We start from the raw sequence: 15,110 nt of genomic DNA on the forward strand, positions 1-15,110 counted from the left end.
GTATCTTTCACTCTTGTCGAGTCAAAAGATCAACTTAAATTCGGTTGATGTCTAATAGATAATTAGGCTGTTGATGGCTGTTCCAAATTACTTGTTCGACTTGTAAAAGTCTGCGACAGGCAAAAAATGAAATATTTATCCCGGCAGTGAATTATCGCCGCAAGAAATATTACAGGCAGAAAATTCTGTCTGATGAGTTTTGCTTGTGAATTGTCCAAAGCTGAAATTGTCTGTTGACAATGCACCCGATTCCTCAGCTTTGGAGCTTTGCTGTCAGCAATGCGACGATTGCTTGACGGTTTTTGTTGAGCACGAACATCCGACGACTTCGTACTACAGACTGTCACAAATGCGGCTGCCGATCGAACTTTTGCACCCTGGGGCGATGGCTTATACCCCGCTAGGCTAGGACTTTTGGCACTGCGGCCCCGCTTTTGAGCAGTCTGAGGCAAAGTCATGCAAGTCAAGTATAGCTTTTTGGGTACCGCTTCCGCTGTCGGGGGAGACACAAAGCCTTAGTATTGCTAAGTTAGAGCAATTTACAGTATTTTCCAAGCCACCAAATCACTCTCCCAGCGATGATGGATTTATTGGCGCGAGATTAGGGAGCATCTGGTGTTTTGTATTTATAGAACCCAAACTCGTGGTGAAAATAAATTGAGCAACAGCGAATCAATTTTGTGGTAGTGCGCTATGATTTTTTTATCTGTATTCGGCAATCTTGATAAATGTATAAAGCCTACAAGTACAGAATTTATCCCACAGGTGGGCAAGAAGTCTTGCTTGCCAAGTCTTTTGGCTGCGCGAGATGGTTCTGGAACTAGGCTTTAAATCTATGTCAAGAAACTTACAAGAATACTGGGAAAGGACTGTAAGCGGGCATACATACAAGGCTTACTCCCTAACCTCAAAAAAGAGTACGAATGGTTAAAAGAGCCTTATTCTCAATGTTTGCAGGTGGTCGCCCTCAATTTATCTACTGCCTATTAAAATTTCTTTGACAAGAGGGCGATGCCGCCCAAATTCAAAGCTAAGCACGGCAGGCAGTCGATTAGTTATCCTCAAAATGTTAAATTTGACGGTGACTATATCCATCTACCTAAGATTGGTTTAGTTTTCTGTCGGCGACATCGTAACTTTGAGGGAAATATTAAGACTGTTACCGTGTCTCGCAACCCGGACGGTAAACATTTTGTTTCTGTTTTGATCTCGGATGGGAAAGCTAAGCCTGAATTAGTGCCAGTTCACAAAGCTATTGGTATTGATGTCGGATTAACTCATTTTGCGATCGCCAGTGATGGTTCTAAGTTTGGCAATCCCAAACATTTTGTCAAGCGTCAACGAAACTTGAAATGCAAGCAGTAAAAGCTTTCTTGCAAAAATAAAGTTAGTCAAAACCGTAAAAAGGCAAAACTGGCAGTGGCAAAAGTCCACTCCAAAATTGCCCGGTGCCGCGAAGATTTTCTGCACAAGCTATCCCGCAAGATAGTTGACGAAAACCAAGTTATTGCAGTGGAAAATCTCAATATTAAGGGCATGGTAAAGAATCATAATTTAGCCAAAGCTATTAGTGATGTTGGTTGGGGTATGTTCTGTACGATGCTCAAGTACAAGTCCGAGAGTGAAGGAAAGCAGTATATCGAAATCGATAAGATGGTTTCCTAGCTCTAAGACTTGCCATATATGCCTAAATCGAGTTGATAATCTCACTCTTGATATTAGAGCATGGAGTTGTCAGCATTGTGGTCATCACCACGATCGCGATGTCAACGCCGCCATCAACATTAGGAATGAAGCCTTGCGGATTTTGGCGTTAGGAACTAGCGCTTCTGCCTGCAGAGGGGAGGTAAGTGGACAAGAGTAAAACTTCGGTTTTGTTGGACGCCCCGCCCCGTTGAATCAGGAAGCTGGCGCTGTACCACTTAAGTGGTCAGCGTCTGGTAGTTCACGTCGTATACTCGGCATTAATCTTCACGTAATCGTAACTCAAGTCGCATCCCCAAGCCTTGGCAAAACCGCCGCCATTCCCGACACCAACCTGAATTAAAACCGTGTCTCCCTTCAAATATTCTCCCGAAGCGGCCGCTTTCATATAATTACTCGCAGCAGATTTATCGAACTCTTTGGGTTGGCCGTTTTCCATCATCAAAAAATCTCCCAATTGAATCCGCAAATTTTCCTGTTCAAAAGGAACACCAGCGCGCCCCGCAGCCGCCGCAATCCTGCCCCAATTGGGATCGCGTCCGAAAATAGCAGCTTTCACTAAAGAAGAACCGACTATTGTTTTAGCAATTTTACTGGCAGAAACTTCGTCGGCGGCACCGCTAACTTGCACTTCTACCAAACAAGTTGCACCTTCGCCGTCGCGGGCGATCGCCTTTGCTAAATACACGCAAACTTCTGTCAGCATCGCCTCTAATTTTTCAGCCTCCGGGCCCATTTCAGTAATCGCCGGGGTGCGAGATTGACCGTTGGCCAAAGCAATTAGCGAATCGTTGGTACTGGTATCGCCGTCAACTGTAATTTGATTGAAACTTCTGTCAGCGGCCCGACTCAGCATTTCTTGCCACAAATGCGAGGATACTGCTGCATCACAGGTTACAAATGCTAGCATTGTTGCCATATTCGGGTGAATCATTCCCGAACCTTTGCAAATGCCGCCGACGCGCACGGTGCGATCGCCAAACACGGTTTCTAGGGCGATCGTTTTCGGCACTAAATCAGTCGTACAAATAGCCTTCGCCGCCGCATCGGAACCAGTTTCCGATGCCTCAGCAACTAATCGCGGAATTCCCGCCCTCAGCGGTTCCATTTTAATCCGCTGTCCTATTACTCCTGTGGAGGCCAAAAGAATCGATTCTGGAGGAATATTTAACGCTTCTCCCAACAATTTGGCACTTTCTAGGGCATCTGCCAAACCTTGTTCGCCAGTAGCCGCATTAGCTTGTCCCGCATTGCACAAAATTGCTTTGGCGCTGGGTTTAGTTTGCAAACGCTGGCGACAGTAGTCCACGCAAGCGGCCCGGACGGTGGATGTAGTGAAGACTCCTGCGGCGATCGCGTCTACTTCTGACAAAATTAAGCTTAAATCCGGCAAGCCTGAAGGCTTCAAACCCGCTGTAATTCCCGATGCTCGATATCCTCTGGGTGCTGTAACTCCGCCGTCAATTACTTTCCACTCCGACATGATGACCTCCCTAGTAGCCTTCAATCTTCTGAAGAGGGATTATATCATTTTAGATTTTAGATTTTAGATTTTAGATTTTAGATTGCCCGCGACTGATGATTTGGTAAGGGTTGCTCGTTTTCCGGTTTTTCGGCGTGGAAATGCCGTTAAGCGAGGCTGTGCTTTACTTTTTGTATTTAACTAGCCAAAAAAAAACTAATCGCGACTTCCTTTCTAGAGATCGAACTCAAGAAGAAGTCGCGACGGTTTTGTAACTGTCATTATTAATTTTTAGCTAAAAACAACAAACTCGATTCAACTGTCTCGCTGTTAAAAAACGAGTTATTTGCGATCGATACTCGCTGGAGAACCAGCATCTAAACCAACTTCAGCAGCCACACGGCTCAGCATGGATTCCTGACGGTTTTTGACGACGTGTTGGTGGCGCATCATCAGGCTGCGGGCTTGTTCTTGAGTTGACATAACTGGTTTCTCCAAAAAATTATCGGTAATAACTTCGTAGACAATTAGGGAATTTGAGCTTGCCTTAGCTCATGGTGGCGTTGCTGCGATCGTAACTGGATCGAAGGCTTGGCTGCGCTTTGCCTTGAATGTGGCCCCAGTAGTTGGTATCTTCCATTCCGACTTCGCTAGCGGTGCGGTTGAGCATGGATTGCTGCCGGTTCTTCACCATGTGGTGGTGGCGCATCATCAGAGAGCGGGCTTGATTTTCGGTAGACATATGCGGTTCCTCCGTATTTTTTTATTTAATGTTGAATTATTTTTTTAGTCTTATTTATAACTATAACAGATAATTCTGTATCTAATGCTACCGAATGAAAAATGTCACAAAATTTTACAATCGCTCGGTAGATCGAGAGTGCAGAAAGTGCGATGGGGCTTTGGGTAATTGATTCAGCCTGCAATTTCAAGCAGCGATCGTTCCTTGAGGTTGTGAATAAAGGCTGGACGGGCGATCGCAAATATTGACCGACAACCAAACTCTAGAATATTGCTAGATCAGTTTGCTTGTAGGTCAGCGACAGGTGAGTGACACTGTAGGAAGTCTGGTAAAAAGTTATTTCGGTAAACTGGCTTGCTAGATAGTTCCTAGAAAACTAGCCAGTGATGGCCGAAAGCATTGATAATTCGTAATCTTACTGAAAATTTGGCACTGAGAACAGAAAATGGCTTTGATTTTGACATTTTTGGGCAAAGGCGGCACTGGCCGCAGCACGATCGCGATCGCAACAGCTAAAAAATACGCAGCTCAAGGCAAGCGAGTTCTGCTGCTCGGCCAAGATCCTGGCCCTGCATTGGGTATTTTGCTAGGAGTTCCCCTGACTCCGAACCCCCAGGAAATCGCCCCCAACCTCAAAGCAGTTCAGGTGCAAAGCGCGCCGCTGCTAGAACGCAGGTGGGACGAAGTTAAAAAACTGGAAGCTCAATATGTCCGCACCCCGTTTTTTAAACAGATTTACGGTCAAGAATTGGGAGTTTTACCGGGAATGGACAGCGCCCTAGCGTTGAACGAACTTCGGGAATACGAGGACAGCAAACAATACGATGTAATTGTATATGACGGCAGCGGCGGCATGGATACGCTGCGGATGCTGGGAATGCCAGAAATTTTGAGCTGGTACATCCGTCGCTTCCGCCAAGCTTTGGTAGATTCGGATTTGGGAAAAGCTTTGTCGCCTTTTATTCAACCGGTTGTCAGTACCGTGTTGACTGTGGATTTGTCGGGAGACAATGCTTTTCAATCTACCAAGCAAGTCGATAATCTGTTGGATAAGGGTAAGGAAGCGCTGGCAGATCCGAACCGCACGGCGGCTTTTTTGGTGACGACTGGGGATGCAAGTGCGATCGCCACGGCCCGCTATCTTTGGGGAAGTTCTCAACAAATTGGTTTGACTGTGGGCGGTGTAATTGTCAATCAATCAGCGGTTACAGAAACAGTTGCGGCAGATTTCGATCCTTTGACAGCGGTTTCGGTTCCGGCACACAGCGACAATAATTGGCAGCCACTAATTGATGCTTTGCCAGATTTTTCTGAGGCGGCAAAAGCTCCTAAACCGATTAACATAAACATTGCACAGCGTCAAGTTAGTTTGTTTTTGCCTGGGTTTGACAAGAAAGAAATTAAATTGATTCAATCGGGGCCGGAAGTTACGATCGAAGCGGGCGATCAGCGGCGCAATATTTTGCTACCTCCGGCGCTGACTGGGAAGTCTGTTACGGGTGCTAAATTCCAAAACGGTTACTTGATGGTTTCTTTTTAAGAGTTAAATTCCATGTTCGCCGTGAGGAATTTAGTCCTTGTTAACTAATGGGAATAGGACTGAATTTCCCAGTATAAATACAGGTTCGTAGTGAAGATTTTAGTTTTTCTCGCTCCATTATAAAGAGATGACTGAAGCCCACACTACTAACCTATTTTTTTTCTGAAAATTTTAGTTTTTCTCGCTCCACAAAGAGAGGACTGAAGTCCCCACTACGAACCGTTTCCATTGCCGCCAGTTGTTAGCAAAACCCGCTTAGCTAAAGGTTCCGGCACTTCTTGCAATCGATCGAACTCCCAATTAAAAAATCCGACTCCCATTGTCTGCGATCGCAATTCTACGATCAAATTCTGCATTTCGGCGATCGGCAAATAAGCCGAAACAGCATCCCATCCCTTCCAGTCTTTTTTACCTTCGTAGCCGAGAATTTGGCCGCGGTGTCCGCTGACCAACTGCAACACCTTTGATGTACACTCGTTCGGAGCGCAAATTTCAACTTTGGCGATCGGCTCCAGCAATGCCGGTTCGCACTTCGCCATTCCTTCCTGCATCGCCAACCGCGCCGCTTGCTTAAAAGCTTGTTCGGAACTGTCAACCGAATGGTAAGAACCGTTCGTCAGCGTCACCGATACATCTACCACCGGGAAACCCAGCGGGCCCCGATCCAAATACTCGCGCACTCCCACTTCCACGCCGGGAATGTACTGTTTGGGTACGACTCCGCCAACTATTTTGTCGCTGAAATTGAAGCCTTCTCCGCGAGGCTGCGGTGCGATGTCGAGATACACGTCGCCGAATTGTCCGTGCCCGCCGCTTTGGTGTTTGTAGCGCCCGTGGATGGAAGATGCCGATTTGCGGATAGTTTCTTTGTACGGCACTTGCGGTAAGTGAGTTACCATCGGCAAGTTATACTTGCGGCGCAACCTGTCTAAGGCTACTTTCAGGTGGATTTCGCCTTGACCCCAAAGTATAATTTCGTGAGTGTCGCCGTGCTGTTCCCAGACTAAAGATGGGTCTTCTTCGAGCAATTTAGCTAAAGCGGAGCTCAGCTTAACTTCATCGTTGCGCTTTTCCGGGACGATCGCCAGCGCGTAGACAGGCGAGACGATTTCGGCTTTTGGCAATAATTCGTCTGAACCCAGCACATCGCCTGTTCTCAAGCCTTCCAGCCTCGCCACAGCGACAATTTCTCCGGCGCTGGCGGACTGCAAACTTTGCGTTTGTTGACCGGTCAATCGGTACAAACCGTTAACTCGAATCCCGTTCAAAACTGCTCCGTCTGCCAGCGTCCCCCGCCACATTCTCACTAACGATAGTTTGCCTCCCTGCGGCGTGTAATAGGTTTTGAGGATTTGAGCCAGAACTTGGTTTTCACTTAGTATAATGCCGCGGCGATCGGCTGTAGTTTCTGGTGTCGGCGCTTCTCTGAGTAACGCTTCCAGCAGAGGGCGCACCCCGAAATCTTGTTCGGCGATGCCGATAAATACGGGCACAATTAAATCAGCGCCTAATTCCATCTTCAAATCGCGGGTAATTTCTTCAGCGTCGGGATTGATTTCTTCGAGCAATTCTTCGAGTAAACGATCGTCAAAATTTGCCAATTCTTCCAGCATTTCCTGTCGCGCTGCGCTTTCTTGTGATTTGAGGTGTTCGGGAAGCGGGACTGGATCTGCGGGTGCGCCGGAGTGATAGTGGTAAGCTTGTTCGGTTACTAAGTCGATGAAACCGATGATTTGTTCGTTTTTGCCGATCGGGTATTGGTGAGGTACAATTGGTCTGCTGGAAACGGATTTGAGCGCGTTGACTACCTCGGTGAAGTTGCTGCCGCAAGTAGTTTCGTCGGTGCAAGCGCGATCGATCTTGTTGATAAAAACTAGGTGGGGAATTTCCCAATCGTCGAGGAATTTGAACAGCGGGGCGAGGGTTAAATTGCGATCGGCAACCGGTTCGCAAACAATCACCGCTGCATCGACACCGATCAGTGCATTGTAAGTTTCTTGGGCAAATTCTATCGAGCCCGGACAGTCAAGAAATGTGAAGCGAACGCCTTCGTATTCGGCGGTAGCGCTGTTGACTTCTACGCTCATTTTGCGATCGCGAGCTTCCGGCGAACTGTCACCTACCGTATTACCATCTTTAGCATTACCTTTGCGAGTAATTGTTCCTGTCACCGACAGCAAACTTTCTAGCAGTGCTGTTTTCCCGCTTAAATAAGGGCCGACAATTGCAACGTTTCGCGCGGCTCCGAGAACTTTTTCGTTCATAATTACCTCCTACACAAAGTGAAGGGGAAGGAGAAGGTGATGATTCAGGAAAAAAACTTTTGTTTGCCTGTTTCTCAGAACTCTTCCCTTGTGAATGTGAAAACTTTTATTTGCGAGCGTTCTTAGTTTAAACTTAAATTGCTACACTAATTCATTAATTGCTGTGAAGTATTAAGTATTTTTGTAAATCACTTTGAGTCGCGGGTAGCCAGAAACCGGGTTTTTTTCAAAATACCTCGGTATCACCAACAGATTCCGAAAAAAAATCGGTTTTTTTGAGTCTTAATGCGTGCTAATTCGTATACACAATGGCGGAAGGTGGGTAGATCAAATATCAAATTGTGTGTCGGTTTCATACAGCACTTCTCACAAAAATGAAGTATTGATCGATAGATTCCTCAATCCCTCAATCCCTCAATTCCCCAATTCCCAATCTCAAACTTGTACACTCGCGAAGCCGAAGTACAAGTTTGAGATTTGAGATTTACTTGCAGGATTTAATCTGCAAGCTGGCAGTTTAATCTAAAATTTTGGAATCGACCATCAGTCGTGTCGGCGGCGGCAGTTTTTTTGCCTGGGTCAAAGATTTATTGAGAATCCGACAAGACTTAAGTTTTTAGGACTTACCCAAACTGATATTAGTTTCCAAAAGTAATTAAACTGTAGATAAAGCTCCCAACCTCGCTCTCACCAGTTCTTCCCCAGCTCAAATTTAAAATCTAAAGTCTAAAATCCTATGACTTTGCTATAGTAGTGTCACTTTACCTAATTTCCAACCCTGCTTCAACACTGCAGAGCAGACCGACACACCTTAGACGGCGACCCAGAGGCGATGATTCTTGGCCTCTACCTGAAAAGTCAGTCGTCTGTCGCCGATGTCGTGCAGGATTCGCCCCCATCAAAGGAGAAATAATCATTGTCACGTCGCTACCTGTTCACCTCTGAATCTGTTACCGAAGGCCATCCCGATAAAATCTGCGATCAAATTTCAGATACAATCCTAGATGCCTTACTGACCGAAGACCCTAAAAGCCGCGTCGCTGCCGAAGTTGTCGTCAACACGGGCTTGATGCTGCTCACGGGCGAAATTACCACCAAAGCTCACGTAAATTACATAGAGTTGGCGCGGAAAAAAATAGCCGATATTGGCTACATCCACGCTGACAACGGATTTTCGGCCAATAGCTGCTCGGTGTTGGTGGCTCTAGACTCTCAGTCTCCCGATATTGCCCAAGGTGTCAATACGGCTCAGGAAAGCCGGGAAGAAGCTAGCGAAGAGGAATTGGATGCTATCGGCGCGGGCGACCAAGGTTTGATGTTTGGTTTTGCTTGCAACGAAACGCCGGAATTGATGCCTCTGCCGATCAGCTTAGCGCACCGGATCTGCCGTCAATTGGCCGCAGTCCGCAAAACAGGTCAGTTATCTTATCTGCGTCCCGATGGCAAAAGCCAAGTTACGGTAATTTACGAAGACGGAAAACCTGTTGGTATCGATACGATCTTAATTTCTACGCAGCACACTGAGGCGATCGGCGATATCACAGAAACAGCCGCGGTTCAAGCCAAGATTAAAGAAGACCTTTGGACTGCTGTCGTCCAACCAGTGTTTGCCGATATTAGCGTCAAGCCGGATTCAGAAACTCGCTTCCTTGTCAACCCTACCGGCAAATTTGTAGTCGGCGGGCCTCAAGGAGATTCGGGTTTGACGGGCCGCAAAATTATTGTGGATACCTACGGCGGCTATTCTCGTCACGGCGGCGGTGCTTTTTCTGGAAAAGACCCCACGAAGGTAGACCGCAGCGCAGCTTATGCTTGTCGCTACGTTGCTAAAAATATCGTGGCGGCTGGTTTGGCCGAAAAGTGTGAAGTGCAGTTGAGTTATGCGATCGGCGTGGCGCGGCCTGTCAGCATGATGATCGAAACTTTTGGGACGGGGAAAGTTGATGACGATCGGCTTTTGGAAGTTGTGAAGCAGCATTTTGAACTGCGTCCTGCAGGCATAATTCACGCATTTAACTTGCAGAATTTGCCGGCAGAAAGAGGCGGCCGTTTCTATCAAGATGTGGCGGCTTACGGTCACTTCGGGCGCACTGATTTAGAGTTGCCTTGGGAGCAAACTGACAAGGCCGAGCTTTTGAAAGAAGCTTTGAGCCAGAAGTTGTCTGGGGTAGCTGCATAGCACAATTTCAGGGCTGGCCAGTAAAATTTCAGGGGCGGGCACGCTAGCCCGCCCCACAATAAATTTTATTGTTTGTGTAACAGGCTTCTAGCCCGTGGCTAACAGCCCACAAGAAATTTTATTAATTGTCGAACAGGCTTCTAGCCCGTTGCTAATATTGACACCTAATGTGAGTTATAAAAAATCGTGCAAAATCTTGTAAATCCCTAGATTAAATGCCATTTTTAGAGCGATTCCAGTCAGCAATTCACAGTTTCAAATCTTTATTTAAACAGCAGTTTGCAGTTCCAGTTGACGCAAAAAATCAAATAACGGTTCCCGGAACATTTACGCCCCATCACACGGGAATTCGCGGCGTTTGGATCCCCAGCACCGACTGCAAAGTTCTCACCTCAAAACAGCGGATTGCTGAAGCAATGGACTTTCTGGCAGATACGGGATTTAATACAGTTTTTCCTGTTGTTTGGAACCGGGGTTTTACTGCTTATCCTTCTCAAATTATGCGCGAACAATTTGGGATAGAAATAGATGCGCGCTATCAAGGGCGCGACCCTCTGGCAGAATTAATTGTTGAGGCTAACAGAGTTGGTTTAAAAGTTATTCCTTGGTTTGAATACGGATTTGTGAGTTCTTACAATCTCAACGGCGGTCATTTGCTGGCGAAAAAACCTGAGTGGGCGGCTCGCGATTACAGCGGCAATTTACTTCAGAAAAATAAGTTTGAATGGATGAATTCTCTTGATGGGGAAGTTCAAGATTTTTTGCTGGGGTTGATGCTGGAAGTTGCTAGGAATTATCCGGTAAAGGGGGTTCAAGGAGACGATCGCATTGCGCTTCCTTCCGAAGGCGGTTATGACGAAAAAACGGTTAAACGCTACCTGCAAGAGTGCGGGAGAGAAGTACCACAGAATCCGAAAGAGCAACATTGGCTGCAATGGCGCGCCGATATTATTACTGAGTTTGTGGCTCGCTTGCACCGAGAATTGAAGGCTATTAGTCCTGATTTGTTGCTGTCGCTTTCGCCTAGTCCCTATGAATGGGGACTGGTGGAATATTTGCAAGATTCTCAAACTTGGGTTGACAAAAAGTTGGTTGATATGCTTCATCCCCAGTTTTACCGCCGGGATTTTAAGGCTTACAAACAATTGGTCGATCGACTCGTTGACCAACAGCTTAGCGGCGAACAACTGCACTGCGTATCCCCCGGTATTTTGTTAGCGAATCGAGGTAGTAAGTATAGCATGAATCCTGAGCTCTTGTTGCAAGTAATTGCTTACAACCGCGCCCGCGGTATTCAAGGAGAAGTGCTGTTTTTTTACGAAGGTTTGCGAGATAACGGTAACGCTTTGGCTGAGGTTTTGAAAAATGGGCCCTACGGGTGAGAGACTGTCCGGGAATTGGGCTGTTTCCGGTTCGCTGCGTTCAACGGAGCCGATCGCTCTTTGAACCTAAGTTGCTCTAAAATTATATAGCGCAGTTCGCCTAGTCAAGAGCGCGGCGATGCCAAGTAGCAAACACTACTAACTTTCTTGCCGATCGCCAAAACAAATTAGATAATTAATTATTGAGGAATTGCCAAAAATAGTCGAATCCGACATATTTTAAAAGTGGTACAAGTTTTATGAGAATTTGAGTTTTGTAGGTGCAGCTAATTTTTTTTATGAGTCAGCCCAAAAACAGGTACAAGTCGCTGATGCGAGAGTGAGTGTCTAACCGAAAAATTTTCACCCGAGTTTAAGCTTCCCGATTAATCTGTGGAGCAATTCTAAAATCTAAAATCTAAAATGGACGCTTCGGTGAGTTTAAAAGAGCAATCTCAAGCGATCGCCAAAATATGAGGATAAATCAGTGAACTCAGCAGCAACCCTCATCCAACAGCTACCAGAGCTCAGCGATGCTCAATTTAAACAAAAATATTTGAAAGAAAGACAAGGGATGCACGCCTTGGCGACAATATTGCCAAAAGTAGAACAGGAAAGTATGGCTTTGCGCACGATCAAATTAGCTTTAAAAGTAAACTTAAAACTAGGCTCGAAACTAGCAGGTACTCTCAAACCAGAATTTCAAAAAACAGCTATAAAATTAATCGAAAAAATCCCAACTTCGCCACTGCTGAAAATTCAACTGCTAGCACTAACTGGTTCTGATTGGGCAATTCCGATCCTAGTCCAAGCATTGAACCACAAACAAAGTGTCGTGCGCCTTCACAGCATTCGGGCGATCGGCAAAATTGGCTCGGAAGCCGCAGTAATTGAATTAGCCCGATCGCTCGAATCCGAAGATTCCCAAGTGCAAGCTTGGGCCGCTTGGGCCCTAGGAGAAATTGACTCGAAACCAGCAGTCGCAGCACTGCTAGAAGCCCTCAACCACAAAACCTCAGCAGTGCGCGCCAAGGCTGCTTGGGCCTTGGGCCAAATGAAGCCGAAAACAGCCGTCAGAGCACTGCTTGCTGCCCTCAAACACCAAGACCCCGAAGTGCGCTGGCGGGCTGCGGTCAACTGCGGGAAAATTGGGGGTTCTGAGGCGCTTCCCGGGCTGCTTGCCGCCCTCCGAGACACAAATCAAATAGTGCGCGCCCGGGCTGCGGCATCTTTGGGGAAAATCGGCGACCCCGACGCAGTACCCCACTTAGTAGAATTGCTGCACGATCCCGACTACTACGCCGTTTCTTTGAGGGCTGCCGAGGCCTTGGGACAAATCGGCACGGAAACGGCTTTGGCGGGGCTGCTTGCCGCCCTCAACCATAAAGACTCAGACGTGCGCGGCAGTGCAGTTTCTGCCTTGGGGGAAATCAGCAGCGAGGTGGCTGCGGTGGCAGTAATGCGATCGCTCTCGGATCGAGATATTTTCGTGCGCGGCAGGGCGGCGGTGGCCCTGGGGAACATCAATACAGGCGGCGATGCTAACTTGCAAAAAATGGTGGCTACGGGACTGGCGATCGCGCGAGGCGACAGCGAATCCTATGTTCGGTGGAGAGTTGCTGCTGCTTTGGGGCAAATTGCGACAGAGGAGTCCGTCGCAGGTTTGGTGCATCTGCTGGGGGACGAAACCCCTGGAGTCCGTCAAAAAGCTGTTAAATCCTTGGGTCAAATTGGATCTGGTGCTGCAATTTTGGCTCTGGAATCAGCTTTAAACCGCGAAGTTGCTGACGTTCGCGCCCTGGCGGCCCAATACTTGCCGGATGTTAGCGCTGAGGTAAACACAGTTGATTCTGAATTTTCAACTTCTGCAGATTTATTGGGTGAAAAACTGCCGAAAATTTTGATAGTTTCGGAAGGAGAAGCCACTGAATACATTATCGATCGCCCTGCGGGACGGCAACTCAAATACTTAATCTCGATCGGCACTCCGGGCCTACCCGAACCCAAAAGTTTTCACAAAATCCCGAACCGACTGCGGCGATCGTTAAACGACCTCGAAACCCCAATTGACGACCCCGATCTGGTTTTAGCTACACTCGATGACGTCCTCCAAATTATTGACTTTGCCCTCAAAATGTCGGCGAACCCCGGCAATTTGCTCGTCTGCTGTCAAAGTGGCATCAGCCTTTCAACAGCAACAGCTTTGACTGTTTGTGCTGCGCTGTTGGGCCGGGGTAAAGAAGCAGAAGCTTGGGCCTTGGTGCTCGCGGCCAGACCCCAAGCGCGGCCGAATCGCTGGATGGTGGAATTGGCCGATGAAGCTTTGGGTAGAGACGGTAAGTTACGGGATTTTCAATGGGAAATTTGAGGTTTTAGATTCGGGGATGATATCAATTTCCGTTGCACTCATAGATGTTATTTGTTATTTGTTATTTGTTATTTGTTATTTGTTAACTGTTAATTTACTATTCCGATGAAGAGAAAATTTGATATGATATCAAGTTTGATCGATTAATAACACAAATGGACGGTTCGTATTGCGGACATGATATGACTGATTTTCTGAGGGTTTCAACCACGAGCAAGCGAACTGCATTCTTGTTTTAAACCTTATTTTAGGTTCAATTTGAATGGCGGAATGTAGGTTGAATTCACAATGTTTTCAACCCGCTCCCGTAGTCGGCTGCAAGCTTGTGTCGCCGCTAATTCCCTTCGCCCGAAATCTCAATCGCCGGGAATTTCAAGAACTATTTTACCTGTTACAGAGCCTGTTTCTAACAGTTTGTGAGCAGCACCAGCTTGTGCTAGCGGGAAAGTTTTGCTGACATGAATTTTGAGCAAATTACGATCGCACAAACCAGCGCACTGCTGCAAAATATGAGCCTGCTGTTCCTGTTCTTCCCCCAAACCTTGCAGCATCGGAGTTAACATTAATTCCAGACTAATTCGCAGATTTCGCATCCTCGCTGTTTTCAAATTCCCCAAAGCCGGATCTGGTTCCAAAATTGTTACCAAATCGCCATAAATCTTCACAGCCGGAACAGTTTGGTAAAAAGTTTCTCCCCCGACTGTATCGAAAGCCAAGTCAACTCCTTGTCCTTGAGTCCAAGTCAAAACATCATCGACAACATCGGTATTTTTGTATAAAATAACTAAATCTGCACCCAAAGATTTACAAAATTCGGCTTTGGCTTCGGAACTCACAGTAGTGCAAACCTCAGCACCTTGCAACGAAGCCAACTGTATCGCGACGTGGCCGACACCGCCGGCACCAGCTTGGATCAATACTTTTTGGCCAGCTTGCAACCGCCCGCGATCGTACAGCGATTCCCATGCTGTAATTAAAACTAACGGTGCCGCCGCCGCCTCAACAAAACTTAAAGCAGCAGGCTTGATGGCGAGGAAACGTTCGTCTACAACGGCAAACTCAGCATAGGTACCCATCAACCCGCCCAAACCGCCGTTGCAGAAAAAAACCTCGTCTCCCACTTGGAAACTTTGCACCGCAGCACCGACAGCTTCTACGATTCCAGCACCGTCACACCCCAAAAGGTGAGGAGTTTTTTCTGGATAAAAAGTGCCGCGCGATCGCAACTTAGTATCTATCGGATTGACTCCCGCCGCCCGCAAACGCACTAAAACTTCACTTTCTGTTTGTATAGTAGGGGCGGGGATATCTTGCAGTCTCAGTACGGACGCACTTCCGGGCGTTTCAAAAACGATCGCTTTCATCAGGGTTATTAACTTGCATTGTCGCCTTCACTGCTATCCTACCTTGTCCGCGCTACCCATTGGTGACAATACTTAGTTATTTTTAATAAATAGATTGGCTTCAGATAACTACTATAATTGTCGAGC

At 47.0% G+C, this 15,110-nt stretch carries 10 protein-coding genes and 1 pseudogene; 6 read left to right on the top strand and 5 right to left on the bottom strand.

All coding sequences use genetic code 11. The annotated features are described in order from the left end of the window. Window positions 1–226 precede the first annotated feature (226 nt). On the top strand, window positions 227–409 hold the full coding sequence (locus QT998_RS10265; protein WP_333114466.1) for a hypothetical protein: 183 nt from the start codon (window positions 227–229) through the stop codon (window positions 407–409). A gap of 319 nt (window positions 410–728) precedes the next feature. Then, window positions 729–1,898, top strand: a pseudogene (locus tag QT998_RS10270) (RNA-guided endonuclease InsQ/TnpB family protein). Between the two features lie 47 nt (window positions 1,899–1,945). On the opposite strand, the gene argJ reads toward QT998_RS10270, so the two are convergent. The 3 genes from argJ to QT998_RS10285 form a co-directional block, all read right to left on the bottom strand. Further along, window positions 1,946–3,187: a bifunctional ornithine acetyltransferase/N-acetylglutamate synthase gene (argJ, locus tag QT998_RS10275; protein ID WP_333114468.1), complete on the bottom strand. Its 1,242-nt coding sequence runs from the start codon at window positions 3,185–3,187 to the stop codon at window positions 1,946–1,948. 321 nt (window positions 3,188–3,508) lie between these two features. Then, window positions 3,509–3,649 (bottom strand): hypothetical protein, encoded by a 141-nt coding sequence (locus QT998_RS10280; RefSeq protein ID WP_194009217.1) that lies wholly within the window; start codon window positions 3,647–3,649, stop codon window positions 3,509–3,511. Window positions 3,650–3,713: 64 nt separating this feature from the next. Then, window positions 3,714–3,908 carry a hypothetical protein gene (locus QT998_RS10285; RefSeq protein ID WP_194009216.1) on the bottom strand — a complete coding sequence of 65 codons (195 nt, stop codon included), beginning with the start codon at window positions 3,906–3,908 and terminating at the stop codon, window positions 3,714–3,716. A 445-nt stretch (window positions 3,909–4,353) separates the two neighbouring features. Between QT998_RS10285 and QT998_RS10290 the strand changes: the two genes are divergently transcribed. Further along, entirely contained in the window at window positions 4,354–5,448 is a 1,095-nt protein-coding gene (locus QT998_RS10290) for a Get3/ArsA fold putative tail anchor-mediating ATPase NosAFP (RefSeq protein WP_333086947.1), read from the top strand. Between the two features lie 212 nt (window positions 5,449–5,660). Here QT998_RS10290 and QT998_RS10295 read toward each other — a convergent pair whose 3' ends face one another. After that, complete coding sequence (locus QT998_RS10295) at window positions 5,661–7,712, bottom strand: elongation factor G (protein ID WP_333114471.1); 2,052 nt, start codon at window positions 7,710–7,712, stop codon at window positions 5,661–5,663. A 916-nt stretch (window positions 7,713–8,628) separates the two neighbouring features. Here QT998_RS10295 and metK point away from each other — a divergent pair. The 3 genes from metK (at window position 8,629) to QT998_RS10310 (ending at window position 13,620) form a co-directional block, all read left to right on the top strand. After that, entirely contained in the window at window positions 8,629–9,891 is a 1,263-nt protein-coding gene (metK, locus tag QT998_RS10300) for a methionine adenosyltransferase (protein ID WP_333086944.1), read from the top strand. A 215-nt stretch (window positions 9,892–10,106) separates the two neighbouring features. Next, window positions 10,107–11,273: a glycoside hydrolase family 10 protein gene (locus tag QT998_RS10305; RefSeq protein WP_333086943.1), complete on the top strand. Its 1,167-nt coding sequence runs from the start codon at window positions 10,107–10,109 to the stop codon at window positions 11,271–11,273. A 466-nt stretch (window positions 11,274–11,739) separates the two neighbouring features. After that, the gene (locus QT998_RS10310) at window positions 11,740–13,620 is read left to right on the top strand and encodes a HEAT repeat domain-containing protein (RefSeq protein WP_333086941.1); all 1,881 of its coding nucleotides are present in this window, start codon (window positions 11,740–11,742) and stop codon (window positions 13,618–13,620) included. 356 nt (window positions 13,621–13,976) lie between these two features. Here the strand turns inward: QT998_RS10310 and QT998_RS10315 are convergent, their stop codons facing one another. Then, the gene (locus tag QT998_RS10315) at window positions 13,977–14,984 is read right to left on the bottom strand and encodes a zinc-dependent alcohol dehydrogenase family protein (protein ID WP_333086940.1); all 1,008 of its coding nucleotides are present in this window, start codon (window positions 14,982–14,984) and stop codon (window positions 13,977–13,979) included. Window positions 14,985–15,110 lie beyond the last annotated feature (126 nt).

The sequence above is a fragment of the Microcoleus sp. S1D4 genome (assembly GCF_036700765.1).
Lineage (GTDB): Bacteria > Cyanobacteriota > Cyanobacteriia > Cyanobacteriales > Microcoleaceae > Microcoleus.

Excerpts from the sequence above, each read along its gene's own strand:
- QT998_RS10280 (WP_194009217.1), bottom strand. The coding sequence starts at position 3,649 with ATGTCAACTCAAGAACAAGCCCGCAGCCTGATGATGCGCCACCAACAC.
- QT998_RS10315 (WP_333086940.1), bottom strand. The coding sequence starts at position 14,984 with ATGAAAGCGATCGTTTTTGAAACGCCCGGAAGTGCGTCCGTACTGAGA.
- argJ (WP_333114468.1), bottom strand. The coding sequence starts at position 3,187 with ATGTCGGAGTGGAAAGTAATTGACGGCGGAGTTACAGCACCCAGAGGA.
- QT998_RS10290 (WP_333086947.1), top strand. The coding sequence starts at position 4,354 with ATGGCTTTGATTTTGACATTTTTGGGCAAAGGCGGCACTGGCCGCAGC.
- QT998_RS10285 (WP_194009216.1), bottom strand. The coding sequence starts at position 3,908 with ATGTCTACCGAAAATCAAGCCCGCTCTCTGATGATGCGCCACCACCAC.
- QT998_RS10305 (WP_333086943.1), top strand. The coding sequence starts at position 10,107 with ATGCCATTTTTAGAGCGATTCCAGTCAGCAATTCACAGTTTCAAATCT.
- QT998_RS10295 (WP_333114471.1), bottom strand. The coding sequence starts at position 7,712 with ATGAACGAAAAAGTTCTCGGAGCCGCGCGAAACGTTGCAATTGTCGGC.